Source organism: Paenarthrobacter sp. GQ52, from assembly GCF_059759005.1.
The window spans coordinates 18873-44312 of the sequence record NZ_JCAXEJ010000026.1 but is presented as its reverse complement, the minus strand read 5'-3'; the positions used below and the strand labels follow the sequence as shown (position 1 = coordinate 44312).

Annotated in this window: 25 protein-coding genes; 12 read left to right on the top strand and 13 right to left on the bottom strand. The window is 61.6% G+C overall.

What is annotated here, in order from left to right:
* Positions 1-395: DUF6339 family protein (locus AC6CH8_RS21645; RefSeq protein ID WP_498192306.1), on the top strand; the 395-nt coding region annotated here is incomplete at its 5' end.
* On the opposite strand, the gene AC6CH8_RS21640 is transcribed toward AC6CH8_RS21645, so the two are convergent.
* Positions 329-1864, bottom strand: coding sequence for a DNA cytosine methyltransferase (locus tag AC6CH8_RS21640; RefSeq protein WP_498192305.1), 1536 nt, complete (start codon positions 1862-1864; stop codon positions 329-331). The genes AC6CH8_RS21645 and AC6CH8_RS21640 overlap by 67 nt on opposite strands.
* 248 nt (positions 1865-2112) lie before the next feature.
* On the opposite strand from AC6CH8_RS21640, the gene AC6CH8_RS21635 reads away from it, so the two are divergent.
* Both AC6CH8_RS21635 and AC6CH8_RS21630 read left to right on the top strand, forming a co-directional pair.
* Positions 2113-2934, top strand: a complete 822-nt coding sequence (locus AC6CH8_RS21635) for an alpha/beta hydrolase fold domain-containing protein (RefSeq protein ID WP_091464369.1) — start codon at positions 2113-2115, stop codon at positions 2932-2934.
* 39 nt (positions 2935-2973) lie between these two features.
* The gene (locus tag AC6CH8_RS21630; RefSeq protein WP_498192304.1) at positions 2974-3912 is read left to right on the top strand and encodes a carbohydrate kinase family protein; all 939 of its coding nucleotides are present in this window, start codon (positions 2974-2976) and stop codon (positions 3910-3912) included.
* A 6-nt stretch (positions 3913-3918) separates the two neighbouring features.
* On the opposite strand, the gene AC6CH8_RS21625 is transcribed toward AC6CH8_RS21630, so the two are convergent.
* Positions 3919-4980, bottom strand: coding sequence for a glutathione S-transferase family protein (locus tag AC6CH8_RS21625; protein ID WP_498192303.1), 1062 nt, complete (start codon positions 4978-4980; stop codon positions 3919-3921).
* A 70-nt stretch (positions 4981-5050) separates the two neighbouring features.
* On the opposite strand from AC6CH8_RS21625, the gene AC6CH8_RS21620 reads away from it, so the two are divergent.
* Entirely contained in the window at positions 5051-5860 is an 810-nt protein-coding gene (locus AC6CH8_RS21620) for an HAD family hydrolase (RefSeq protein WP_420179568.1), read from the top strand.
* Here AC6CH8_RS21620 and AC6CH8_RS21615 read toward each other — a convergent pair.
* Both AC6CH8_RS21615 and AC6CH8_RS21610 read right to left on the bottom strand, forming a co-directional pair.
* The gene (locus tag AC6CH8_RS21615) at positions 5857-6786 is read right to left on the bottom strand and encodes a methyltransferase family protein (RefSeq protein WP_498192302.1); all 930 of its coding nucleotides are present in this window, start codon (positions 6784-6786) and stop codon (positions 5857-5859) included. The genes AC6CH8_RS21620 and AC6CH8_RS21615 overlap by 4 nt on opposite strands.
* A complete protein-coding gene (locus tag AC6CH8_RS21610) occupies positions 6783-7649 on the bottom strand; it encodes an SDR family oxidoreductase (protein ID WP_498192301.1) in 867 nt (288 codons plus the stop codon). Before AC6CH8_RS21610 ends, AC6CH8_RS21615 begins: the two co-directional genes overlap by 4 nt.
* Positions 7650-7785: 136 nt before the next feature.
* Between AC6CH8_RS21610 and AC6CH8_RS21605 the strand changes: the two genes are divergently transcribed.
* Positions 7786-8058: a hypothetical protein gene (locus AC6CH8_RS21605; protein ID WP_420179571.1), complete on the top strand. Its 273-nt coding sequence runs from the start codon at positions 7786-7788 to the stop codon at positions 8056-8058.
* 13 nt (positions 8059-8071) lie between these two features.
* Positions 8072-8869: a glycerophosphodiester phosphodiesterase family protein gene (locus AC6CH8_RS21600; protein WP_498192300.1), complete on the top strand. Its 798-nt coding sequence runs from the start codon at positions 8072-8074 to the stop codon at positions 8867-8869.
* Between the two features lie 51 nt (positions 8870-8920).
* Here the strand turns inward: AC6CH8_RS21600 and AC6CH8_RS21595 are convergent, their stop codons facing one another.
* Entirely contained in the window at positions 8921-10747 is a 1827-nt protein-coding gene (locus AC6CH8_RS21595; protein ID WP_498192308.1) for a glycoside hydrolase family 2 protein, read from the bottom strand.
* 65 nt (positions 10748-10812) lie between these two features.
* Between AC6CH8_RS21595 and AC6CH8_RS21590 the strand changes: the two genes are divergently transcribed.
* Both AC6CH8_RS21590 and AC6CH8_RS21585 read left to right on the top strand, forming a co-directional pair.
* Positions 10813-11784 carry a D-2-hydroxyacid dehydrogenase family protein gene (locus tag AC6CH8_RS21590; RefSeq protein ID WP_091464387.1) on the top strand — a complete coding sequence of 324 codons (972 nt, stop codon included), beginning with the start codon at positions 10813-10815 and terminating at the stop codon, positions 11782-11784.
* 81 nt (positions 11785-11865) lie between these two features.
* Positions 11866-13008, top strand: a complete 1143-nt coding sequence (locus AC6CH8_RS21585) for a glycerate kinase (protein ID WP_498192299.1) — start codon at positions 11866-11868, stop codon at positions 13006-13008.
* A 12-nt stretch (positions 13009-13020) separates the two neighbouring features.
* Here AC6CH8_RS21585 and AC6CH8_RS21580 read toward each other — a convergent pair whose 3' ends face one another.
* Positions 13021-13281, bottom strand: a complete 261-nt coding sequence (locus tag AC6CH8_RS21580; RefSeq protein ID WP_498192298.1) for a DUF2630 family protein — start codon at positions 13279-13281, stop codon at positions 13021-13023.
* A gap of 95 nt (positions 13282-13376) precedes the next feature.
* Between AC6CH8_RS21580 and AC6CH8_RS21575 the strand changes: the two genes are divergently transcribed.
* Positions 13377-13820: a YdeI/OmpD-associated family protein gene (locus AC6CH8_RS21575; RefSeq protein ID WP_429330956.1), complete on the top strand. Its 444-nt coding sequence runs from the start codon at positions 13377-13379 to the stop codon at positions 13818-13820.
* A gap of 351 nt (positions 13821-14171) precedes the next feature.
* Positions 14172-14615, top strand: coding sequence for a hypothetical protein (locus tag AC6CH8_RS21570; RefSeq protein ID WP_498192297.1), 444 nt, complete (start codon positions 14172-14174; stop codon positions 14613-14615).
* A 274-nt stretch (positions 14616-14889) separates the two neighbouring features.
* Here AC6CH8_RS21570 and AC6CH8_RS21565 read toward each other — a convergent pair whose 3' ends face one another.
* Positions 14890-15261, bottom strand: a complete 372-nt coding sequence (locus tag AC6CH8_RS21565) for a hypothetical protein (protein WP_498192296.1) — start codon at positions 15259-15261, stop codon at positions 14890-14892.
* An 18-nt stretch (positions 15262-15279) separates the two neighbouring features.
* On the opposite strand from AC6CH8_RS21565, the gene AC6CH8_RS21560 reads away from it, so the two are divergent.
* The gene (locus AC6CH8_RS21560; protein ID WP_498192295.1) at positions 15280-16218 is read left to right on the top strand and encodes an ArsR/SmtB family transcription factor; all 939 of its coding nucleotides are present in this window, start codon (positions 15280-15282) and stop codon (positions 16216-16218) included.
* Positions 16219-16266: 48 nt separating this feature from the next.
* On the opposite strand, the gene AC6CH8_RS21555 is transcribed toward AC6CH8_RS21560, so the two are convergent.
* The 6 genes from AC6CH8_RS21555 to AC6CH8_RS21530 all read right to left on the bottom strand — a co-directional run bounded on the left by AC6CH8_RS21555 (position 16267) and on the right by AC6CH8_RS21530 (position 24754).
* The gene (locus tag AC6CH8_RS21555; RefSeq protein ID WP_179018057.1) at positions 16267-16818 is read right to left on the bottom strand and encodes a dihydrofolate reductase family protein; all 552 of its coding nucleotides are present in this window, start codon (positions 16816-16818) and stop codon (positions 16267-16269) included.
* Between the two features lie 12 nt (positions 16819-16830).
* Positions 16831-17157 (bottom strand): hypothetical protein, encoded by a 327-nt coding sequence (locus tag AC6CH8_RS21550; protein ID WP_498192294.1) that lies wholly within the window; start codon positions 17155-17157, stop codon positions 16831-16833.
* A gap of 833 nt (positions 17158-17990) precedes the next feature.
* A complete protein-coding gene (locus tag AC6CH8_RS21545; RefSeq protein ID WP_498192293.1) occupies positions 17991-19187 on the bottom strand; it encodes a hypothetical protein in 1197 nt (398 codons plus the stop codon).
* Between the two features lie 60 nt (positions 19188-19247).
* Positions 19248-20453, bottom strand: coding sequence for a hypothetical protein (locus AC6CH8_RS21540; RefSeq protein ID WP_498192292.1), 1206 nt, complete (start codon positions 20451-20453; stop codon positions 19248-19250).
* Positions 20454-20513: 60 nt separating this feature from the next.
* Positions 20514-21716, bottom strand: a complete 1203-nt coding sequence (locus tag AC6CH8_RS21535; protein WP_498192291.1) for a hypothetical protein — start codon at positions 21714-21716, stop codon at positions 20514-20516.
* A 32-nt stretch (positions 21717-21748) separates the two neighbouring features.
* Complete coding sequence (locus tag AC6CH8_RS21530; RefSeq protein WP_498192290.1) at positions 21749-24754, bottom strand: putative toxin; 3006 nt, start codon at positions 24752-24754, stop codon at positions 21749-21751.
* A gap of 55 nt (positions 24755-24809) precedes the next feature.
* Here AC6CH8_RS21530 and AC6CH8_RS21525 point away from each other — a divergent pair, with 55 nt between their 5' ends.
* A complete protein-coding gene (locus AC6CH8_RS21525) occupies positions 24810-25418 on the top strand; it encodes an FG-GAP repeat domain-containing protein (protein WP_498192289.1) in 609 nt (202 codons plus the stop codon).
* Positions 25419-25440 lie beyond the last annotated feature (22 nt).

The window sequence follows — 25440 nt, the reverse complement described above, 5'->3', positions numbered from 1 at the left end:
GGACCATCTCGGTAGATCGTCTCTTCGATCTGACGCGAACTGCAATCGGGCGTTTGTGGTGGCGAATCCAGTTACTTGGTGAGGACGTGGCAGCAAAGCTTGGCGAAGACGAGGTAGTTCAGCTTCTGGAGAGGCCCCGAATCGGCGGTTATGCCCCGCTGGCGAGGGCTATCGGAAGGCTGCACCTCCGATACATCACTGAGGACGAAGGGCTCCCTCGAATGGAGCTGTTCCGTGACGTCAATAAGCGGCTTCTTCGAAGGATGGCAGTTCAGTCCGTATATGTGATGACCGCCGCCCAAATCGAAGACTTTGTTGACGAGTTGTATCAGGAATCGCTTGTTGCAGTGACGGGAGCGGGAGTCCTGGGGCGCATGAGTGCAGCAATTGACTGACCGATTTTGTAGGCAAGCAATGGAGGCACTGCGTTTCCCACCTGGGTGAATTGCTGCGTACGGTTTCCGCAGAAGTAGTAGTTATCCGGGAAGGTCTGAAGGCGCGCAGCCTCGCGCACCGTGAAGCTGCGCATTTGATGTGGGTCCGGGTGTATGTAGTAGTGGCCGTCCTTGGCGATGTGAGACACGATCGTCGTAGAAGGTTTGTCCCACACCTGGACCCGGAAACGGTCCTCGAAAGGCATCGAATGACTGTCAACGTTCTTGTGCAAGGGCCAGAACTGCCGCGGGAGGTCTCGCACCTTGGGGCTCCGTTCCATTGCCGGCGCCAAACTGGACAGCAGGAAGTAGCGCTCCAGATCTTTCTCCATGTGCCCACGTGCGTGATGCTGCAAGGTTGAGTCCTCGGCGTACTGTTGGATCCACTCGTGAAAGATCTTGGCGGAGTCCTTGATCAGCACTTCGTCGCCTGGGTTCCTGGGCGCCTGAGTCGATACTGGTTCAAGAGCGGCTGGTGGGGTGAGGGCTACCGCTGACTTTGGCGCAACCGCTTTCACTATGCGGGTACTTGATCGAAGCACGTCTGCCCACTTGAAACCAAGAGGATCGACCGTCCGCGACACCGTCGAACGAACTCTGGGAAGGTTGCCGATAGCGTCCCTGACTGTAACGGGAGTTTCTGCCGTCAGAACCTTCGGCGCTGAGTAGCCGCTGTCCTTGCGAATTCCGACCAGAATGACGCGATGCCGCTTTTGAGGTACGCCGTAGTTTTCAGCTTTGATGATGAAGCTGCTTGGAGACAGTTCGGTCTCGTCGCTGTCTTCCACCATTGAGAAGAGGTCGTACTCCAAGCCAGGTGCAGGGTTTGTCAGGTCCCCACGTATCAGGTCAAACATCTGCCGGCCGCCATTGACCGCGGAGAGGAGACCCTTGACGTTTTCCATTACGAAGACGCTGGGACGAAACTTTTCAATGATGTGTAAGTACTCGAGATACAAGAAGTGCTTGTGGTCGTCCTGAAAGGTCTCGTCGTTGGTTCTACGTGACCGCCCAGCGAGCGAGTATGCCTGGCAGGGTGGACCACCAATGAGCACCCAGTCCTCGATATCGTCTCCGAGTGCTGCTGAAATGAGCTTGTCTGATTCCGGGCGGGAATCCTTCGACAATTCAAATTGCTGCACCTCGACCTGAGCGCGACGGTAGGCTTCTGCGACCTGGGGGTCAAGGAGTAAGGCATCCAAGGAAATGCGCTGGTTGAGGAAGTCCTCGTAAGCCTTTGGAAGGCCGCCGGGGCTCCGTAGCAGGTGACGGTAGGCAGCGCGGAGCGTGAGCGTCTTAACAGCCGAGGCTTCCATCTCAATGGAGATGGCCGTCTGAAAGACGTATTCGTTGGTCTCGGGGTCTCGAACGCTGGAAAAACCCTCATTGAGACCGCCAGGGCCTGCAAATATGTCAACGACAGGAATCATTTCGGCCTCCACCATAACTAACCAACAATCCAGGGTACCAGGTGGACCCGTTGTTGCTTTGAAGGTTACCCATGTCGGCCGACAATATGGGCTTGCAGCCCAGAGAGATGCGTGACCTGAACGCCAGTCTCCCGCTCCGCCCCCAGCTTACGGGGCGGGTCCGACACTCAACTGAGCCACCCGCCGTCGGGGTGCCTCTAGCCAAACTTCCGAAACGTCACGATAGGCTCAGTACAAAGGAGGGCGCAATGTTGCGGCACAAGTACAGCTACGGCGAACACCCCAGTCAGTGGGGCGAACTCTTCATACCTGAACCGTCCAACGGAAACCATCGCGGCGCGTCCAGCGTCGCCGGTGGAATCGCCGTTGTGATCCATGGCGGATATTGGCGCTCACAGTACGGCGCTGAGCTCGGTGAACCCCTGGCGCGCGACCTCGCAGCGCACGGTATTACCGCCTGGAACCTCGAGTACCGGCGGGCCGGTAATGGTGGTGGTTGGCCTCATACTTTCGAGGACATCCTGGCCGGCATCGACCATCTGTCCGAGATCGCGGGTGACCACGACCTTCAACTTGGCAAAGTAGTAGCGCTCGGTCACTCGGCCGGCGGCCACTTGGCTGTCTGGGCTGCGGGCCGGCAGCGGCTTTCGGATATTGGAACGCCCGACGCCGACCGCCAGCTCCAGCGCACTCCTGAGGATAACGCCGTCCACCTGACCGGCGTGGTCAGCCAGTCAGGCCTCCTAAACCTTGCGGCAGCGGAGAAGCTAAACCTCAGCAATGGCGCCGTCTGCAACCTCATGGGCGGGGATTCCCATAGATTCCCCAAACGGCATAAATACGCCGACCCTATGAGCTCACTGCCCATCGATGTCCCCGTCTATGCCGTGCATGCCACAGATGACGAGGACGTTCCTGCAAGCCAGTCCGAAGCGTACGTCGCGGCGGCAACGGCGGCAGGAAGTGCGGCCCAGCTGCTGCGCGTCCCTGGCGACCACTTCGACCTCATCGACCCCAAGGCCGTGGCGTACAAGAAATGCCGTGAACTGGTGCAACGGCTGCTCTCGTAATCTGTGGTTCGTGGGGCCAGCCTCTGGCAGAGTGGTCCCATGCTGACAGTCATTGGTGAGGCCCTGGTCGACGTCGTTCAACGTTCCTCGGGACTCGAAGCCCACGTAGGCGGGAGCCCCCTGAACGTTGCCGTCGGGTTGGCCCGCTTGGATCATCCGGTGCAGTTCATCGGTCGCTACGGCCGGGACGCCTACGGCGATTCCGTTGCCGCGCACTTGCGCTCGAGTTCCGTGATGGTGCCGCTGCCGCCGGATGAGAAGCCAACCAGCGTGGCCACCGCGCAGATCGACGACGACGGCGCCGCCACCTACGCTTTCGACCTCGCCTGGGAGCTGCCCGGGCTCGCCGGTCGGTTGCCGCTCATGCTGCAGGGCTCCACCCTGCTGCACACAGGCTCCATTGCCACCTTCCTGGAGCCTGGCGCCGCAGAGGTGCTTGCCGCCGTCGAGCATGCCCACCCGAGCAGCACTATCAGCTTCGACCCGAATTGCCGTCCCAGCATCATCACGGATGTCGAGTATGCGCGAACGCAAGCCGAGCGCTTTGTGGTGCTTTCCGACGTCGTGAAGGCCTCGGACGAGGACCTTGAATGGCTGTATCCCGGCGTCGATCCGCTGGAATCCGCGCGTCGCTGGCTGACCTTGGGTGGTGCTGAGGGTCCGGCCCTGGTGGTGGTAACACGTGGTTCACGTGGCCCGTGGGGCGTAACGAGGGCCGGTGAAACTCAGGTTCCCGCACCATCCGTGAACGTTGTGGACACAGTGGGCGCGGGCGATTCGTTCATGGCGGGGCTCCTGTCCGCGATTGTGGATCACGGGCTGGACGGCGCGCAGAACCGTGGCGCTTTGAGGGCAATGCCCGCAGAAACCCTGGCAGCCATCATGGATCACGCAACACGTGCGGCTGCCGTGACGGTGTCACGGGCCGGTGCGAATCCGCCCACGCGGGCGGAGCTCAACCACGGAGTGCATAAGTAAAGCTGCTCAGCTGGCCCCGTGCCCTGCGGCCACTTCCTCGCCCGCTTTCACCGGGCCTGGCGGAGTGCCGTCGCCGAAGGGGCTTCCGCCGAGGGATTCCCGTCCGTGATCAGTAAGCCATCCGGATAGGTCCGGGCCCACAGGGACAATCTTGGTGGGGTTAATATCCTCGTGCACCATGTAGTAGTGCTGCTTGATCTGCACGAAATCGATGGTGTCCCCGAATCCCGGTGTCTGGAACAGGTCCCTGGCGTAGGCCCACAATGCGGGCATCTCGCTGAGTTTGTTGCGGTTGCACTTGAAGTGGCCGTGATAGACGGCATCGAAGCGCGCCAAGGTGGTGAAGAGCCGGACGTCGGCCTCGGTGATCGAATCACCCACGAGATACCGCTGGCTCGCTAGGCGCTCCTCCAGCCAGTCCAAGGCATTCCACAGACGGGTGTAGGCCGATTCGTACGCTTCCTGGGATCCGGCGAAGCCGCACCTGTAAACGCCATTGTTGACTTCGGTGAACACGCGCTTGTTGACCTGGTCGATTTCCTCGCGCAGGTGCTCCGGGTACAGCTGTGGCGCTCCCGGGCGGTGGAACTCTGTCCATTCTGTAGAGAAGTCCAGCGTGATTTGGGGGAAGTTGTTGGTCACCACTGCGCCGCTGGGGATGTCCACCATGGCCGGAACAGTGATTCCGCGAGGGTAGTCCGGGAAACGGCGGAAGAATGCTTCCTGCAGTCGCTCGATGCCCAGCACGGGATCCACACCATCCGGATCCAAATCGAAGGTCCAGGATCGGGCGTCGTGGGTGGGGCCAGGCTGGCCGAGGCTGATGACGTCCTCCAGGCCAAGAAGCCTGCGGACGATTACGGCACGGTTGGCCCACGGGCAAGCCCGCGCTGCAATCAATCGGTAGCGGCCAGGCTCTACGGGCCAGCCGGGCTCGCCGTTCGGTCCGGCGGCACCGTCGCGGGTGATGCGGTCCTCGATGTAGTTGGTGTCCCGGGTGAACTCGTCACCGGTGACGTACGCCCCGCGGGTGCTGTGTTCTTCGACTTCGCTGGTCTTCTCACTCATGACTTCACACTATGCCGCGCTCCCCGAACCGCGCGACCTTGTGGGCCGTGAGCCCACGTAGACTGGCCTGATGCGGCTCGTAGCAAGCGATATTGACGGCACCATCCTCGGTCACGACGGCAAAATCAGTGACCGGACCATCAAGGCATTCCAGGCGTGCCGCGACGCAGGGGTGGAACTCGTCTTCGTCACGGGTCGTCCGCCGCGCTGGTTGTACCCGCTCCAGGAGCAGCTGGGTCACAGCGGAATCGTGATCTGTTCCAACGGCGCAGTGGTGTGGGATCTCGAAACCGAGAAGGCCCTGTCCTCGTCTGTCCTTGGTGCCAAATCCGTCTTTGAGGCACGCCGCATCATCAAGTCCATCAGGCCCGATGCCCTGTTCGCTGTGGAGACTCTCACGGGCTTCCAGCTTGAGCCGGGCTTCATCGAGAACGAAACCAGCGAGCTGCTCGCTGAGTTCACCCCCGCGCCGCTGGCCGAGACGCTCACGGCGGATGACGCCGTCGTAAAGTTCCTGGCAATCACCCGCAAGGGGACGCCGGACGAGTTCCTGGCTGAAGTGCAGCCAGCCGTCGCGCATTTGGTGAGCACCACGCATTCGGCGCCACGGACGGCAATGCTGGAGATGTCCGTTCCGGGCATCAATAAGGCTGTCACGCTGGCCAAGTACGCCGAATCGCTGGGTATCGAAGCCGCTGACGTCGTGGCGTTCGGTGACATGCCCAACGACATCGAAATGCTGCGCTGGGCCGGTCACGGTTACGCGATGGCCAGCGGCCACCCGGAGGCCATCCTCGCCGCCGGGCAGCAGGCGCCGCACTTCGACGACGACGGCGTGGCCCAGATTCTCGAGGCGAAGCTCACGGAGCAGCGGGTCTAGTTTCCTCGCAGGCGCGGAATCCAGCAGCGCACTGAGTCGCGGTATCGCTGGAACTCGGTGCCAAACCGACGTTCCAGGTCGGCTTCTTCGTGTGGCCTCACAGCGTAATTCCACAGAAGTGAACCAATTACCGCGTAGGCAACCACCAGCCACGAACCCAGCATCAGCCCCACAGCTGCTCCTTGGGAGATGCCTGCCACGGCCATGGGATTCCGAACCCACTTATACGGCCCGGCGATGACCAAGCGGTTGGGCATGGCGGAGGGCAATGGGGTTCCGCCTCCGGCAGAGGACATGGTCACCGCGGAAGCGATCCCGAGGGAACTGGCGAGCACCAGCACCACGAAACCGGCGGGCGGTGCGGCGGAGGGAAACGGCAAGGAAACGTCCCACCGCTGCTCGATCCACCAAATGGCTGACGGAAGAACCACCAGGAAGAAACCCCAGAAGAGGATCAACTGCCCCATGGTTGCCCCCACGTTGGCTGCAGTACTGCGACGGTTGGACGCCGGACGGAACGCAAAGGGTCCCCGCACGATCAACTCCGTAGGGACACGGCCTTGCACCACAAAGAACAGCGCAACCACTGAACAAGCGGCGGCGGCCAACATGATCAGGACGCCCCACCCCGCTTCGGTAGTGATTGTTGCGTAGATGGCCAAGGCGACCGCAACGAGGCCAGTCCAACCAGCGGCCACCAAGGCCGCAGCCCTGACGCCGAACGCCGCCACACCCGAGGCGATGACGAACAGCGGAACATCAAATGCCGCCACAAGTACCGGGTCCAGGCTGCCGAGAGTGGCCGTCCGAATGGCCGGTGACAGGAAAACTCCTACCCACCACGCCAGCCCGGCCACGGCTTGGACAGCGAAGTAGATCCGGCCCCACCCATGCGACCGCGAAGCGGTAGGAGCCTTGCGATTCACGGGTGCCGCACGCCCTCACCGGCCAGCAAAGCGCGGTAGCCCTCCTTGTAAGTGGGAAAGGTGAATTCGAAACCTGTCGCCCGCAGGCGTTTATTGGAACAGCGCTTGTCGCCCGGGCCGGCGTCGGACGCGTTCCCAGGTGCCGCCGTCGGGGGTTCAGGGCATCCCATTTCAGAGGCGAGGAACCGCATGACATAGCCCATTTCCGCCGCGTGGTCATCGACGCCTACATACACGCGATCAGGAACCGCTTCCATGGTGGTGAGGTGCACGATCATGGCCGCGGCGTCGTCCCGGTGAACGCGGTTGGTATGCCGGGGCTGGGAAGGGATGACGGCCGTGCCGCTGCTGACCTGATCGATCAGCCGGGTGCGTCCAGGTCCGTAGATTCCGCCCAGCCTTAGGGAGATGGGCCGGGTTTTGGTCCCCTGCGTCCGGCTGAACAACAGGTCTTCGGCTTCCACCAGTACCCTGCCGCTGAACCGTGTGGGCTCCGTGGGCGTGGACTCATCCACAACAGCTCCGCCGGAATCCTTATACACAGCCGTTGAGGAGACGAACAGGATCCGCTGCGGCTCGATGGACTGCCGTTGCAGTGCGTCCAGCACGTTCTTCACGCCGTTCAAGTAAGCCGCGCGATAGGCCTCTTCTGTGGACGTGTCGGCGGCGATAGCCACCACAACAATGTCCACGTCCTCCGGCAGTTCCGGGACTGCGACGGAGAGGTCCGCGAACATGCCGCTGATTTCGGCGGGTAGCTTTTCAGGGGAACGGCGCAGGCCAACCACATTATGGCCCGCAGCTGCGAAGCGCAGTCCAACTTCCGTTCCAAGGTCGCCGCAGCCGGCAATCAACACAGTCATGCCCCTAGTTTGTCAGTCCCGCAGTGTCATCTGGTTCCCAGCTTCCATACAACCGGCGTTCAACTTACGGCCGTAGGCTTCCAGCCAAGACCCGTTCGCACGGTTTATCTGTCTCATTGAACTTGTAGGGGGAACCATGGCTAAGCGTCGGATCAACAACGTCAATACCGCTCCATTGCGGCGCATCGAACCGGATCATCACTGGCGTTCGCTTCGCCAGGGCGACCGCGTCAACGTCACGCTGACGCCGGGTTTCGAGTCAGCTGGCGTGGTGGACGCCGTTACCGGTGATGCCACCGCGGTTTGGGTGGAGCTCGACGGCGGTCGCGGCCGGACATTGGTGCACGTCAGCGACGGCGTGACGATCGTTCCGCAATCGACGACGGCGGCGGTCCCGCAGGAGAGCTAACCGCGCCTCTGCCATGGGCTACGCTACGGGAGTGACGCTGCCCTATTTCCTTCGCAAGGACGGTTCGGTGGGGCCTTTGGCCTTCGCCCACCGAGGTTTCTCCTTGGATGGCCTGGAGAATTCCATGGCTGCATTCCAAGCTGCAGTGGAGCTCGGAACTGTCCATCTTGAAACGGACGTCCACACGACGTCCGACGGCGTACTGCTCGTTTTCCACGATTCTTCCCTGGACCGTGTGACTGATTCCATCGGCAAGGTTTCGGAGCTGACGGCCGCCCAAGTTGCGGCTGCCCGAATCGGTGGAGTGGAGCCCGTCCCCACCTTCGATGAGCTGGTTTCTGCCCTGCCCCAGGTCCGACTGAACTTGGACGTTAAAGACTGGAATTCCGTGGGCCCGATGGCTGCGGCGATCGAAAAGCATGGCGTCCATGACCGGCTTTTGGTCACCAGCTTCTCGGACAGGCGCCGCCGGGCAGTCCTTTCCAAGCTCTCCCGTCGTGTGGCTTCCTCTGCGGGCAGCTCCCTGACCGCGCTTTTCGTTCTTCTGGGCCCCGTGCTTCCGGCTCGGTTGGCACACAAGCTGCTCTCCGGCGTCGACGTCTTCCAAGTTCCTGTCCGCTACGGGCGGTTTCCTGTGGTGACGCCCGGATTCATCCGGCGCGCGCACCGGTGCGACAGTCAGGTCCATGTGTGGACGGTCAACGATCCCGTGGAAATGGAAAGGCTGCTGGACCTTGGCGTGGACGGAATCGTGTCCGACAGGCTGGACCTTCTCAAGGAAGTCCTGGTGCGCAGGGGCGAGTGGGTTTAGACCCCTCGCCGAGTTGGCAGTTAATGACAGTCCCAGGCGGAGACATTGGGGTCAACTGCCACCTCGGCGGGTTTCGATCGCGGCAGGCCGAACTTGGCTTGCGCGGATTCTCTCCAGATCGAACTTATTGCTGCGGTCAAAGTTGAAGATGCCGTTCTTCTCCTGGAAGACGTCCGTGAGCTGGGTGTAGCAATAACCGAACATGTCGGGGTTATCCAGGAGCACTGAGCAGAGGCTGTCGAAGCGGGTGTAGAACTCTTCCTCGCTGCTGACGCGCTGGCCGTAGCCCCATGAGGTGGCGACGTCGCTTCCGTCCACAGCCTGACGGGCCTCCATTTCGTTCCACCAGATCCCGCCGAACTCCGAGACAAAGTAGGGCTGCCCCGCGTACGGCACGGAGTACACCTCGCCGTCGGCTTTGCGGTTGATGTATGGCTTTCCCTCCGCTAACCCCTGCTGCTCGATGCGGAAGCGGTCCGGGTCCTGCTCATAGGAGTGTGAATCGTAAATGTCCGTGTCGCGGATCCGGTGAGCGTAGCCGGAAGCATCAATGACCGGGCGTGTGGGGTCGGCGAGCTTGGTGGCCAGGAACATGGCCTCGGTGACGTCGTCCAGCACTGTCAGGCGGTCATGGAGAACTTGGTGCGTCTCGTTGAGGGGGCACCAGCCAATGATGGAGGGGTGGTTGAAATCGCGTTTCAGCACTTCCAACCATTGCGCCACGAAGCTGGCTGTTGGCTTTTGGTTGTGCCCCACAGTGCCTCCGCCGGAGACACCCCAGTCGCCGAACTCGCCCCACACCAAGTAACCGAGGCGGTCAGCGTGATAGAGAAAGCGTTCTTCGAAGACCTTCTGGTGTAAACGGGCGCCGTTGAAGCCTGCGGCCATGGACAATTCGATGTCCTTGATCAAGGCAGCGTCATCCGGCGAGGTCATCAGGGAGTCGGGCCAGTAGCCCTGATCCAGAACGAGTCGTTGGAAGACAGCTTCGCCGTTAATGCGAACCACCTTGCCGTCCAAGGCAATGGACCGGACGGCCGCGTAACTGCTGACCTGATCAACAACATCGCCGGACCCATCGTGAATCCTGACTTCGAGGTCGTAGAGGACGGGATCTTCGACGGACCAAGGACGCAGGGATTCGGCGGGGATGGTGAGGCGGAGTGACGGCGTGAGGTCCAGGTCTGCTTTGGCTGTGGCCTCAACACGCACGTCACCTTTGTCGCTGAGGACGGCGGTGACCGTATGCCCGCTGCGGTTACGGCTAACGGGCACCTCCAGTGTGATGCTGGCGTCAGCGAGATTGGGAGTCATGCGGAGGCGTTTGATATGAACCGCAGGGACCGCTTCCATCCACACCGTCTGCCAAATTCCTGTGGTCCGGGTGTACTGGCAGTGGGTGTTGTCGTACCACGTGGCCTGCTTGCCGCGTGCCTGCATCTCGTGCCGTGAATCCCTGGCCCTCACCACAATTACGGCTTCCGTTCCGGGCTCGGCCACTCCTCCGAGGTCTGCAGTGAAGGGTGTAAAGCCGCCACGGTGACGGGCTACTTCAACCCCGTTCACCCATACGGTGGCGTCGTGGTCTACGGCGCCAAAGTGCAGCAGAATGTTCTGGCCCGCCCACTCCTGAGGGATCGTCACCGTTCGCCGGTACCAGACGGCTTCCATGAAATCGACGTGCTCGATCCCCGAAAGTGCAGATTCCGGTGCGAACGGAACCAGGATTTCGCTGTTAAGTTCGCGCGTGATGAGTCCGCGCTCCAAGCCGGAGTCACCGGCGTCGATCTCAAATCCCCAGGTGCCGTTGAGGTTCAGCCACTTGTCGCGGACCAATTGCGGACGGGGATGCTCGGGTTTGGGCATGGCGGGGGTCACATTTTGGCTCACAATCAAAAACCTAACGTGCCACGGGGTTGAGTACCACCGGCCGCCGCGCAAGGATGAATACCGTGACCCGATTCCGTTTAGCAATCCTTGATGATTACCAGCAGGTCTCCGGCGATTACGCCCCGTGGGATTCACTGCTCGACGACGACGTGAAGGTCAGCGTCTTCAGCGCGCCTTTCCTTTCGGAAGAGCAAGCCGTGGCCGCGTTGGCGCCGTTCGACATCATTGTGGCGATGCGCGAGCGAACCCGTTTTCCACAGGACGTCCTTGATTCGCTGCCGAACCTGAAGCTGCTGGTAACCACTGGCATGGCGAATGCGGCGATCGACCTTGAAGCGGCGGCGGAACGCGGCATCGTGGTGTGCGGAACGGGTGGCTCACCGGCCGCGGCGCCCGAGCTGACGTGGGCTTTGCTCCTGGCTTTTGCCCGAAACCTGACTGTGGAGGAGAACTCCCTGCGCGCTGGCGGCTGGCAGACCGGCGTCGGGTTTGAACTCGAGGGCAAAACCCTCGGAATAGTTGGCTTGGGCAAGATCGGCAAGCGGATGGCGGGATATGCGAAGGCATTCGGGATGGACGTCCTCGCTTGGAGCCAGAACCTCACGGCGGAAACTGCCGAGGCTGCCGGTGCCCGCAAGGTCAGCAAAGAGGAGTTGTTCCGGGAGTCCGACGTCGTGACGCTGCACCTGCGGTTATCCGAGAGGTCGGAAGGCATCGTTGGCCCGGAAGAACTGCGACTTCTGGGCCCCGACGGCGTGTTGGTCAATACTGCGCGCGGCCCCCTGGTGGACGAGGCGGCGCTGATCCGAGCTCTGGAGGAGGGTTGGATCCGTGGCGCGGCCCTGGATGTCTTCGAGGAGGAACCCCTGCCGGCGCGGCACGCGCTGCTGCATTCTTCGAGGACCGTTCTCTCGCCGCATATCGGCTACGTGACGCACGAGAGCTACCGGCAGTTCTATGGCGGGGCGTTCGAAGATGTGAAGGCGTGGCTTGATGGGGCTCCAGTGAGGGTAATCGGCGGATAATTCCGGCCCTTGCTAGCGGCGCTCGCACTTAAGTTACGCGCTGGGCAAGCGCTTTCCGAGCGAAGCTGGCAAGATGGACCCATGCGTATCCTCATAGCCCCTGACAAGTTCAAGGGATCCCTGACCGCCGCCGAAGCCGCGTCAGCCATGGCCGAAGGTGCCCTGCGTGTCTACCCGGACGCCGTGACCACCCAGTTCCCCGTTGCCGATGGCGGCGAAGGTACCCTGGACGCCGCTATTGCTGCTGGTTACGAGGAACGGAACAACGCCGTTGTTGGCCCTATCCTCAAGCCCGTCGGAGCCTCATGGGCAATCCGCAAGGACTCCTTCGGCGGGGCAAGCGCCGTTATCGAGACGGCGATGGCCTCCGGCCTGGCCCATATGGAACCGACGCCGGAGAACTCATTGCGTGCCCACAGCTACGGTTGCGGCCAGCTAGTGGCAGCGGCCCTCGACGCCGGCGCCACGGAGATCGTGCTCGGCTTGGGTGGCTCTGCAATGTCCGACGGCGGCAGCGGCGCCTTGCGCGCGTTGGGGCTCAAACCCTTGGATGCGGCCGGCAATGTGGTGCCACTTGGCGGAGGTACCCTGGCCGACGTCGTTGCGTTGGATGTCTCCGAACTGGATCCGCGGCTGTCCGCCGTGAAGTTTCGCATCGCCGTCGACGTCCAAAACCCGCTGTACGGGCCGGAAGGTGCGGCGCATGTTTTCGGTCCCCAGAAGGGCGCGGACGAGGACACCGTTGAAAAGCTCGACGCCGGTCTCCGCAATTGGGCGTCGCTCCTTCGGGAGGCCACCGGCCGCGATGTAAACGTTCCGGGAGCTGGCGCGGCCGGCGGGTTCCCGGCGTCGTTCCTCGCATTCACTGATGCCACGCTGGAAGGTGGCTTTGCGCTGGTCGCCGGGCTCACGGGCCTCGCAAAGCACCTCGGCGAGGCAGATCTCGTCATCACAGGCGAAGGTTCCATGGATGAGCAATCACTCACCGGCAAGGCGCCCATTGCGTTGGCTGACGCCGCGAGTTTGCACGGAATTCCCGTCATCGCCGTGGCCGGTCGCATCACCGTCACGCCTGAAGACCTAGCGAAACATGGCATAGTTGCCGCCGCCCAGCTGTTGGATGTCGCGCAGCGCAAGGATGGAGTTCCGGACGTCGCCGATGCCGTTGCCAACGCCGCCAAATACTTGGCGTGGGCGACGAGTCAGGTGCTTGAAGGCGCGTAGTGGAATGTGGGGCTACTGTCGGTAGCCTTCCACTTCACTAATGAGGCGCGGCTCGGCCTCGTCGGGGTTCTCCCCGGCGTCTCTCTTGGCCCGGCGTTGGCGCAGCAGGTCCCAGCACTGGTCGAGCTGCGCTTCGAGCTGAGCCAGTCGTGCGCGGCTGCCATCGCCGTCGACGTCGTCCTCGGTTCCGCCGCCCCCTGACGTGGTGTCGCGGAGACGGTGCTCCTCCTCAACCAACGATTGGATGCGCTCCAGAAGGTCCTGCTCGTCCATGTTCTTCTCCTTGGGTAGCGGGGATTGCGTGGTTACCTCGAACGTAGTCCTGCTGACGGGGTGCGTCTACTGGCGGCCAACGGCATACTTGGGTCATGAAATTCACTACGACCATCGTCGGCGATGGCAACAAGGCGGGTATCGAGGTTCCGGACGCGATCGTTGAGGGGCTCGGCGCGGGAAAGCGGCCCCCGGTGGTGGTGACCATCAACGGCCAGAGTTACCGCAGCAGCATCGCCGTGATGGGCGGGAAATACATGGTGGGTGTCAGCTCGGCGAACCGTGAACTGACCGGCGCCGCAGCGGGGGACACCGTGGACGTTGGTCTTGAAGTTGACACCGAACCCCGGGTTGTCGAGCTGCCGGCGGACCTGACCGCCGCGCTCGAGGCGGAGCCTGAGGCGAAGGCGTTCTACGGCACGCTGAACTACAGCAGCCAGCGGCGCTACGTCGAGCCGATCGGTGATGCGAAGACCGAGGAGACGCGTGCCCGGCGGATCGCGAAGGTAGTTGCGGATTTGAAGGCTCGGAAGAAGTAGGCCGCGCTCACGAACGCGAACAGGATTAAGGTGACCTGAATCACGTCACGTTCATCCCGCTGGAGCCACTACCAAGTAGTGACGGGCTGTAGAGCGCATTCGGATGCAGAACAACAGCCCCGGTCGATGAGGCGAAGAGACCCCCCTCGTCGGCTGGTCACCGTGCGCGAGCAAGGCCCCACCGTCGGCTGGCCGGCCGCGCACATGTCCGCTTGCCCAGGCGGACAGTGTGGCCGGCCAGGACTTTGACCACCCGGGCCGGCCACACCTGGCCGTCGAGCGCTTCTGAGCCGACTCCGCCGTCGTGCAACGGCCGCTAGGCTGGACCTTTGAATCTTCGGAGGGTTGGCCGTGGTTTATGACCGGGAGCGTTATCGGCATGAGGATGCCGTGTACGCCGAACACAAGCAGGCAATCGCCAATGGCGAGAAGCGGGTGCTCCGTAGGACCACTACCGGTGAACTCCACAGTTATCCGGGCGATGAGATTGGGTTTTCGCCGGGCCGGGGCCAAGCTCAGGTCAGTACTTGGTGGGGGATGGCCATTCTGTCGACTTTTGGATGCGTGGGGTTCGTCGCCGCTGTAGCCATGTTCCTGTCCCCACTTTGGATTGGGGAGGGACTCTCTTGGGGTGCGCTCTGGGTTATGGGGCTCGCAGGATTTATTGCCTGGTACGGGTTCAAACTAGCCAGGGACGAGTACAAGGCCGCCCGGCTTCGCAAGGAACGCGGTTCTCCCAAGCCAGGCAGCGGTTACGTTGATGTGGATCTGCTCGAACTAGGAAGTCGTGAATGACTGTTTCGCCTGCATCGGAAGACTCGCTCACAAACGTAAGGCGCTTTTCCGCGTAATGATTTATCTCCGGACGCCACATATATAACGGCAATCAATGGCGTTTGGGGGACGGTTTGTGATGCAAAAGGAGTGTCGGAACAACAACTGCCTTGAGGGGTGGATCTGGAAGCAGATGGGTGAGTTCCCGGATGGGCCTTGCCCGGACTGCTGCGGTGAAGATGAAGCCGCGAATCAGGTCGGACCGTCCAGGCTGGTGAGTTTGCTGCGGCGTGTCCTACGCAGATAAGCGGGCCGCCGGCGCGAGCGCCGTCGTCGTAGGAGCCTTCCGCGCTATTAGCGCAATTCCCGCCGCCGACGCGAGGAAGACCGCGCCTAGGATGGCCCAGCCCAGCGCGCCATGTTCGACGACGGTGGCAGTCACCACAAGCGGTGCCAGCATGGCACCCAGGGCGGATCCCATGCCGAACATCCCTTGATAAGCGCCTGCTTGGAGGGGGTTGGCGAGTTCGAAGCTGAGTCCCCAGGCCCCAGCCTGCGAGAGGATTTCCGCGAACGAGTGAAGGAGTGCCGCGCCACACAGGAGGGTGATGGCTGCGATGACCGGCATCCCTCCCGCAGTTGCGTAAAGTGCGCAGGCTACCGCCATTAGTACACCACTTACGAGTTGTCAGACGCAGATCTGGGCGGCGTGCGTTTCGGAATCTCGCCTCTATGTGAACTGGGACTTTCCCTGAGGACTATTCGCGACCCGAGCCAGTATCCACTTCAACTGCCTTGGTTGCGTCGGACGGAAGAGGCCCGCTCGCGCTTGGACCTGGATGGATTGCTGGCCTTGGTGGATGACCGATTGTGGACACCGGACTTCCTGAACCCGCGGCCTGAGTCCCCGCTCACGAGGATCGATGACGAGTTTGATGCATTGGAGCAAATTTCAGTCGAGCAGTTTCATGGGGACCTAATGCGGGTGCACGGCGCCGTTCCGGCCGTCTTTTCCGGACCTGTTGATCAGGCCGTCCGGCGTATGGTCCGTATCCTCCGGGAGTTCTGGGACACCTGCTTCGCACCGCATTGGTTGCGCATGCGCACCATACTGGAAGCGGATATCGTCTACCTTGGGCGTCAGATTGCGCAGGGCGGGCTGTTCACGATGCTCAACGACCTGTCCGGTGCTGTGGAGTTCGACGGACGGGTGATATCCGTGAGGTTGAAGAACCCGGCGTCGCGGACCGAGAAGACTGACGGCCTGGGGCTGACCCTTGTTCCCACCATGTTTACCCGCAGGGCCTCTGCTCCCGTGAACCACGGCGACCCGCCGCTACTGATGTACCCGGTTCGGGGCCAGGGTGCCATGTGGGAAACGGAGCGCGTTACGAATCCGGCTGCGATTGTGGCTGTGTTGGGGGAGGTTCGGACCAGCCTGCTCACTGCGCTGGCTGCCCCGGCCTCGTCCACCGAGCTGGGCCTGCGCTTCGGGGTCACAACGTCCGCTGTGAACCAGCACCTCAGGGTGCTCCGAGACGCTGGACTCGTGACATCAACACGATACGGACACAGCGTGCTCTACTTCAGGAGCGAACTGGGAGCGGCGCTGCTGCTGGGGTGACCGTTCATGCAGGTCGACGGCGGCGGGTGACTGCCGGCGTCGTGCGCCTTAGTCTTCGCGCAGGCTGTAGGTGCTGACCACGTTGCCCTTGCTGGTGGCGTATTGGTTTTCCAACGCGAGCCGGTGCAGCGGATCGCCATCTTCGAAAAGTCGTCGCCCACTGCCCGCAACTACGGGGTGCGTCATGAGGGTGAGTTCATCGAGGATGCCCGCGAAGAAGAGCTGGCGGACCAGGGAGATGCTGCCGCAGACGGCGATTTCGCCGCCTTCCCGCGATTTCAGCTCCGTGACGAACTGCTCCAGGTCGCCCTCAATCAGGTGGGAATTTTCCCATTCAAGGGGTTCGGACAAGGTGCGGGATGCAACGAACTTTTCCACAGGGTTGATGAAGGCAGCAAAGTCTTCGTCCCGCGGCGCGTTGGGCCAATAGCCGGCCCACTCCTGGTAGCTGACACGACCCAGGACTACGGTGTCCACCGTGTTGATCATCTTGGTGAGTCCCGTGCCCAGTTCGTCGTCGAAGCTGTCGAACTGGAACTTGAAGGGGTCCTGCACTACGCCATCCACGGAGTGGAACAGGCCAGCGGTGACTTTGCGCATCGGTGCCTCCTGCTATGCGGCGCGGCTGGTGGTCTGGAGTTCGCGAGCTGGAAGGGCGGTCACGTTGCCGGAATCCGGCTGCAGCCGGATCGGGACCTCGTGAAGCTCGGCGTAAGTCGTCAGCTGGGCGAGGGCATCGGCATCAATAGTCGCTTGGGACAGATCCATTTCGACACCGAGGCCGCCGCCGAGGCTCTTGGTGCGTTGAACCACCGGGTAGAGCCCCTGGAGGCTCAAGGTGGTTACTCGACCGGTCGCTGCGATCTGGATCTGTTCGCCGTCAACGTCGACGCGAACAACTACGGAGAGCTTGTCGCTGGCCAATGTAATGCCTTTCATCCTTGCTGCCACGCTGCAGCGTCCCCAGCGTATGCGTCGAGTGTGACCTGCGCAACATTACGACGGTGGAGCTGCCGCGGCCGCTGCTTCTCAATGCTCGTTTGTGCGGTAGCTGGGTGCAAGCGAATCTGAAATGACCAGGGATCAGCGGGACCCTGGTAAACCGTCAAAGGCTGGACGGGATGCCAGACCGGCTGGGACACGACACTCGCCATCGACCCGGCGAGCGATGGTAGACGGATCACCATCATTTTCGCCTTCGCTCAGTTTGAGAGCCTCATTCTTCAACGGACCAGGGCGGCATGGCGGATGCGGCTGCCAATGGAAGGGAGCGGGATGGCGGGAGGTCGCTATTTCGACCAACAGAGGCTTTGGGGGCGTATGAACTGAAGGCTCTTGACTCAACCGGCGGACCTTGTGTAGATCACCGGCTTCGGCCAGAGCCACGGCTTACCGATATCTGGACGTGCACTCCTGAGCCAAGAAAGTTGACTGTCCCGTAAGTCGTCTTTGTGACTGCTGTTGCAGCCAATGATTAGGGAAAATATAGGGGACAGAGAGGTTACGTGGAAGCTGGAGGGGGATTTTGTCATTTTTCGAAGGCATCTGAACGGGTGCCCAAGCCGTCTGGACAACGTGCCCGGTATAGGATCCCTGCACGGGTGTCTGCGGCCTCGATGCGATAGCAGGAATGCCACCACGAACGAAAATCCGCAAAGGGGAAGCGTCTCAAGAGCGGTGTCTCAGTTCTAAGGAAGTGCGATACCTGTGCATAGTTGTACGAGCTCCACCCGTAGGCAGCGCTGGGCGGGTGGTGGGGCCGGGAGCAGTTTTTAGGCTTTCCTGGGTGGGTTGTAGATGCCTGGGGGAAGGTCGAGGGGTTCGCGGTTGCGGAGTATTTCGGGGATCACGGACGCGACGGCGAGGGGTGCCATTTGATGGTCGGTGTAGGTTGCAGAGTATTCGGCCGGGATCCATGGCAAGTTTTCGGGACCGAGAACGTCCGTGAGGGCGTCGCGGTCCAGTGGCTCGTCGCTGAAGGCACGGAACAGCCCCCCGTTGTGTTCTTCGGCACTTGGACCAAGAAAACGACCAATTTCGGGTGCGAGCCGGGGTCCGGCCCATACCCACCAGAGCGGGTAGGGCTGGAAACCCACCCACTGCGGGGGGCGCATGTTGAAGATGGGCACGCGGCCCATGTCTTGGTAGCGTTCAACTTCGGCCGAAGCGTAGACCGCCCCAAGCTCCGTCGCCACCGCAAGGAAGAACCGGCGAAGTGCGCTCCTGAGCGGACTATCGGCGAGGGCATGACCGTCCACGACCAGGGTGATTCGGATGAACGGGTTACCTGCGGAGAGCTGCGGGGCCTCAATCTTTCCGTAGGTGACCGGTGGCGGGTTCTTGTAGTAGATGTCCCAGCCATTGGAATCGTCGTTGTAAAACTCATCGATGAAACCTTCTTCACCGCTGGAATCGAACCGGAACTGAAGGGGTTCGTACTTGCCGAAACGCACCGGGACTGCTTCGGGAAGAACCTCTCGAGCGATCCGCAGATAGCCCTCCAGAAAGTCTGTCGGGAGGTCCTCTTCCGGGATCAGCCAACTGATCCAAACGTCTCGCCGCTCCGGCTTCGGCTCCGTTCTTGGTGGTGCTTTTACTGTCCGGGGTTGAGGCCAGATGTCGGCGGTTTGTTCGTCCATGACCACTCCGTGGCAGGCTTTGGCTAGTTTCCGTGCGAAACGCATACCGTGCGGGATCTCAGCCTCCTGGGTGCCTTCGACCAGGACCTGGAACATCGTCGTTGCGTCAGGTAGGACCGCGGTGATCTCCTCCGGGAGGTCTACGGCCTCGACGGAGAACGGCCCGTCAACGGTGAAGCTATACCCCCGTTTCATGTCCCGCAGGACGACCACGCCGGTGTCACCGGCGCTCTCCGGATCCACGTGCAGCCCACGGGTATTACCCACCAGCAACCGCACCTGGTCAACGGTTGGAGACCCCGGACAGTAAACGGTCAGGTCATAAGACACGGGTGCACGATCTCGGTAGGGCGCCGCCGGAGGCCAGCTGTGCGGCTAGGGGTAGGGAGGTCAAGTTTTCCTCGGAGGGTTGTAGATCCCGGGAGGAAGCTCAAGCGGTTCGCGGTTGCGGAGGACCTCAGGGATGACGGTCGCGACCGCGAGTGGCGTCATTTTCATGTACTGGTCGGAGTAGGTTGCAGAGTATTCGATGGGGATCCATGGCAGGTTGTCGGGGCCGAGCACTTCTGCAAGTTCGCGGCGGTCGAGGGGCTTGTCGCTGAAAGCCCGGTACAGTCCACCGGAGTATTCGGAAGCTTCGGGTCCCAGAAATTGCCCGATCTCGGGTACGAGTCGAGGGCTGGCCCATACCCACCAGAGTGGGTAGGGCGGGAATCCTACCCACTGATCAGGTGGAAGCCGAAAGAACGGACGGCGCTGCATGTCTTGGCCGCGTACCAGTTCGGCAGATGCATAGACCGCGCCAAGCTCGGTTGCCACCGCAAGGAAGAACCGGCGAAGTGCGCTCCTGAGCTCAGTATCGGTGAGAGCCTGGCCGTCAACGACCAGTGTGATTCGGGTGAACGGGATCCCCCGGGAAAGTCGGGCGGCCTCGATGTTCCCATACGTGACCGGTGGCGGGTTCTTGTAGTAGATGTCCCAGCCATTGGATTCGTCGTTGTAGTACTCATCGATGAAGCCTTTTTCGCCGCTGGAATCGAATCGGAACTGAAGGGGTTCGTACTTGCCGAAACGCACCGGGACGGCTTCGGGAAGAAGCTCGCGGGCTATCCGGAGATAGCCCTCCAGAAAGTCTGCCGGGAGGTCCTCTTCAAGGAGCAACCAACTCAGCCAAACGTCGTTGCGTTCCTTTCGTGGTTCCATCTGTAGCGGTTGTTCTTTTTCCGTCTTGGGTGGCGGCCATACTTCCGAGGTTTGTTCATCCATTACGAGACCGTGGCAGGCTTTGGCTAGCTTCCGTGCGAAGCGGACACCGTGGGGAATCTCCGCCTCTTGGGTTCCCTCAACCAGAACCTGGAACGTCTTGGCCACGTCAGGCACAACCGCAGCGACCTCGTCAGGGACGTCTTCGGCCTCGACAGGGAATGGCCCATCCACAGTGAAGCTGTAGCCCCGCTTCACGCCACGAAGGACCACCACACCGCTGTTATCGGAATTGGCTGGGTCAGCATGCAACCCGCGGGTATTACCCACCAGAAGCAACACCTGGTCAATGGTTGGCGACCCTGGACAGTAAACCGTCAGATCATAAGACACAGCGGGATCGTTCTCGGGAAGGCCGAACGGTCCCAGAGGCTCCGGCCGATGTAGCAGGATTCATGCATTCCTGGGGGGGTTGTAGATACCTGGGGGAAGGTCGAGTGGTTCGCGGTTGCGGAGTATTTCAGGGATCACAGTTGCGATTGTGAGCGGATCAATCTGCAAGGACCTGTCGGAGTAAGAGGCGGAGAATTCGGGGGGGATCCACGGCAGGTTATCGGGGCCGAGGGAGTCCATAAGTTCGTGCCGGTCTAAAGGGAGATCGCTGTAAGCCCGGAACAACCCCGCGTTGTGCTCGGTGGCCGCGGGCCCGAGGAACCGTCCAATCTCGCACGCCAGTCGGGGGCCGGCCCAAACCCACCACAGCGGGTAGGGAGGGAACCCCACCCACTGGCGTGGTGGCATGTAGAGGTACGGGATTCGTGGCATTTCTCCGCCTGTGACTTTCTCAGCGGATGCGTAAACAGCCCCAAGATCAGTTGCCACGGCTAGGAAGAAGGATTTTAAAGAGGCTCTAAGTCGGTCATCGGTCAGTGACCGACTGTCTACACATAGGGTGATCCGCGTGAATGGATTGCCCGCGGCCTGTTCCGGACCAGCTATTTTCCCGTAGGTGACTGGAGAGGGGTTTTTATAGTACACCCCCCAGTCGTTGGCTTCGCTATTGTAGTACTCGTCGATGAGGCCGTCGATACCGGCCGCATCAAACCGGAATTGAAGGGGTTCGTGCTTGCCGAAGCGCACCGGAATGGCTTCGGGTAGAAGCTCTTCGGCTATCCGGAGGTAGCGTTCGAGGAAATCCATCGGGAGATCATCTTCCAGGAGATACCAGTTAAGCCATACATCATTGACGCCCACTCTTTCTTCTGGCTCCGGCTGTTCCCTTACCGCCCGGGGCTGCGGCCATATCTCGTCTGTCTGTTCGTCCATAACGATGCCGTGGCAAGCTTTGGCCAGTTTCCGTGCGAAGCGGACACCGTGCGGGATCTCCGCCTCTTGGGTTCCTTCAACCAGGACCTGGAACAACGTCGAGGCTTTGGGCAGTAGCTGGCTGACTTCGCCAGGGACGTCCTCGATCTCGATTGAAAACGGCCCGTCAACGGTGAAGCTGTAGGATCGCTTGACGCCGCGAAACACCCTTACACCGCTGATGTCGGAATTGGACGAGTCGGCGTGCAAGCCCCGGGTATTACCCGCAAGCAACCACACCTGGTCGACGCTAGGGGACCCGGGGCAGTAGACGGACAAATCGTAGGACATGCAGTAACTTTCTCTCTTTTGCTCGTAGTTGTTTAGTGAACGTAACTGCCATCCAAGGAATCCGGAATGTCTTGAAACTCGATGTCCTTATTTTGCACCAAGTCATAAATCTCTTGAGAGAAACCGGGCTTCCCGGGGTCGATTCGTCGGTCGGTGCCGGGGCGTGTGTAGATGATTAGCTTACCTTTGGGCTTGGTCGCGTCCGCGTACTTGGAGTAGGTGATGAAGTCCCTTATCTGGCTGGTCATCCTGAAGGTTTTGACGTTCTTGACTTCGATGACGTTTCCGGTGAGGTTCCCCCCTACTTTTTCCATCAGGTCCGGGAAGCGGTTTCTGGACATTCCGGGGACGTTGACTGCTGTCTTTCCGGACAGACTGACGCCGAGCAACTGTTCGACTGCGTATTCGCCCCATTTCCCGATGAGGGAGGCACCCTTAGGCGGTGTGGCGAAGGCAGGGTTGATGTTATCGAAGCCACAGCTGTGGGCGGATGCCCTTTGCATCAGCGGCTGGCTGGTGCCTGTTGAGTTCTTTCTGTAGACACCAGCTGTGACAACAAGGGTGGACGATCCCGAGAGGGAACTGACCCTGCCTGCACCTCCGATCGTGCAGACTGCTGGGTTGTTCGCGTTCTTTTCGACCCACTTGATGGCGTCTTGGTGGCGGGTGAAGAACGCTGCTGCTTTGGGCAGGATCCGTCCGACGAGCGCGATGGCTTCGGCGGCTTTGAAGAGTTTGCCGATGGGCAGGACCCCGATCAGTGCCATGCCGCAGGCTCCGATGTCACCCTTGGTGAAGCAGTTGATGATGTCGGTGACGCCGAAGAAGTCCAGGAGGAGCTGGCCGCCTTCTTTGATGATGAAGTCGGTGATGTCACCTTCGGCGAGGGTTTCGTGTGCTTGGCGTAGTTTTTCGGCGTTTTCGGGTCCACCGGCAGCTTCGGCTGCTGCGAGTTCCTCGTCAGTGACGTTCCCGGTGGTGTTCGCAGCCGCTCTTGCCAGGTTCGCGGCGGCTTCCTCTTCGCGTTGCATGTTGGTGGCGATGGTGACGGCTTCGGTGGCAGCTGCTGCGGCTGCTTCAGCGTCCTTGCCCGCGTTGACCGCTGATTGTTGTGCGTTCGCTGCAGCCTGGCTTGCTGTGGCTGCGGCTGCTGCTGCGTTGTTCGCTGAGGTGGCGGCCTCGGCAGCGTGGCGCTGTGCCGTTTTCGCGTCAGCGCGTGCTTGATCGGCTGCCTGTCGGGCGATTGCGAGGGACTCTTCGGCCTGCGCCGCTGAGTCTTTGGCCAGGTTGGCTTGGGTCACTGCTGTTGCTGCCGAGTTCGCGGCCGCCGTCTTGTACGTGGCTGCCTGGGCGGCGTAGGTGTTCGCTTCGGCGCTGGCTTGGCGGGCCACAGCGGCGACACGGGCGGCCTCATAGGCGTCCGCTTGTGCTTTGGCGGCGAAGCCGACTGCTTTGGAGATGCTGGCGTCGATGGCCGCAACGTGGGCTTTGGTCTCGAGGTCGCGGGCGGTGGCCTCTTTGAGGCGGGACTTGATGAAGTACCGCATGGCGGAGACGGGGCCTTCGAGCGCTATTTCGGCTGCGGCTCGTGCTTCCGGACCACCAGTATCCAGAATGTTGTTGGCTGTTTCCCGGTCGTCAAGGTCTTTCTGGAGTTGGTACTCCTCTTCCAGGAATAGCCTGATCTTGTTTGGGTCGGCGCTGTCCAAAGCCCTGGCCGCGGCTTCGCGTACCTTGGGTCCGCTGGGGCTCTCAGGGTCCAAGAGATACGTGACTTGAAGTTCTTTGGCCTTGGCTTCGAGCTGGTGGCGGGTTGTCGTGACGAATTCTGCGACTGCTTCTTCGCCGCTGTCCAGTGCTTCCTGGGCGGCAATAGTGACCGCTAAGGGCGCCTTGTAGGCGTAGGTCATGGCTTCGTCGAATTGGTCTTGTTCGAGTGCGACTTGGCGGCCGGTTTTGATGTAGGCGACGATTTCTGCGTTATCACCGGTCAGTGCTGCTTCGGCGCCGGCTTTCACCCATGGCCCACCGATTTTGGCGAGGCCGAGAAGAGCTTTCCGGGCGGCCGGCATGAGCGCTGCCACGTCGGCACCTGGTGCGGTGAGTTGGGTCAGGAGTTGCTGGGTAGTTGCCGCGTCGGTTTTCGCGCGGTCTTTTGCTGCCTTTTCGGCGGTTAGTCGTAGTTCTTCAATTTCTTTGGCGGCGCCGGCTTGGGCAATCCCGTATTCGCGTTCGGCGGCCAGTCGGGCGACGTCCGCGTCTCTGGCTTGGGTTGCCGTGGTGCGGGCCAGGGTCGCGGCGGTTGTTGCGGCGTTCGCTGCGGTGATGGCGTTGTTTGCTGCCGTGGTGGCTCGTTGTGCTGCGTTGGCGGCGACACCGGCCTGGGCGGCCGCCTCGTCAGCTGCAACTGCGGCGCTGTTGGCATTGACGATTGCTGCGGCGGCGGCATTGCTTGCGTCGTTGGCTGCTGCGGTTGCTTGGGCGGCTAGGGTCGCGACCTTCTGGACTGCCTGTTCGGCACGGTTCGCTGCGTTCTCGGCACGGTCAGCGGCGGCACGTGCGCGGGCTGCTTCCTCGGCGGAAACACCTGCTTCACCGGCTGCGGCATCTGCGAGGCTCGCTGCTTCCTGCGCATTGAGTTTTGCGCTGCCAGCTGAGTTCGCCGCGTTGAGGGATTCTTGGATTGCAACCCGGGAGGCGTCGGCGGCGTCCTTGGCGGATTGGGCGTTTCTGGCTGCGTCGCGGGCTACTTCTGCTGCGGTGCGCGCGGCGGAGGCCATGCCGGCGTTACCGGCTGCGGCTGAGGCGGCCACGAGGGCGTTAGACGCGGCGATGTTCGCCCGTGACGTCGCAGCTGCAGCGTTTGAGGCTGCGTTTGCTGCGGCGAGCATGGCTTGGCGGGCTTCTTGGGCTGCGTTGACGGCGATGTCTGCCGCCGTGGCTGCCTGGTCGGCAAGGCTGGCGGCCCTCTGCGCTGCCGCGGTGGCCTTTTCGGCGTTTTGTTGACCCTGGGCTGCTTCGGCTTTGGCTTTGTCCAAGGCTTGCTTGGCCAGCAGGGACGCTGTTTGGGCTTGCTTGGAGGATTCCTCAGCCTTGAGTTTTTCTCCACGAGCTACCTCGCTGGCTGCTTTGGCTTGGTCGGTCAGCTGCCCGATCGTGGCTGTCTACCGCGGATCAACCAGTGTCTACACCGGCTACGAAGTCATCGGTGAAGGATGGAGTGGTTGGCAGTTGAGCATCGGACGCTGGAAGAAGGACGATGCGTACCCGAGCATCATCGCCACCAGCACTGATGGGATCATGCGGAGCTACGAAAACCTGAGCGGCGGCCGGGTCGGCAATCACACCCAGATCGGTCAGGGATGGTCCGGCCTGGAGATCGTCCAAATGGACTTCGACAAGGACAAATTCACCGATATTGTCGCCAAGAACAGCGCCGGCGAACTGAAGCTTTACCGCGGTAACGGCGCCGGCGGCTTCCTGAACGTAACCCCGGCTGTTGTCGGTTGGGGCTGGAATGTCATCACGGCCATGTCTCCGACGTCGGGCTTCGCAGGCCCCGGAACCACCGGCATGCTGGCGCGCACCAGCGGCGGGGAACTGAAGTACTACCCGATCTACGCCAACGGCGCCTGGGGCAACCCCACCACCGTCGGATCGGGATGGTCGCCTTTGAAGATCTTCCGTTCCACCATGCCCTGACCTGCTAACCGCACCGAGTTTG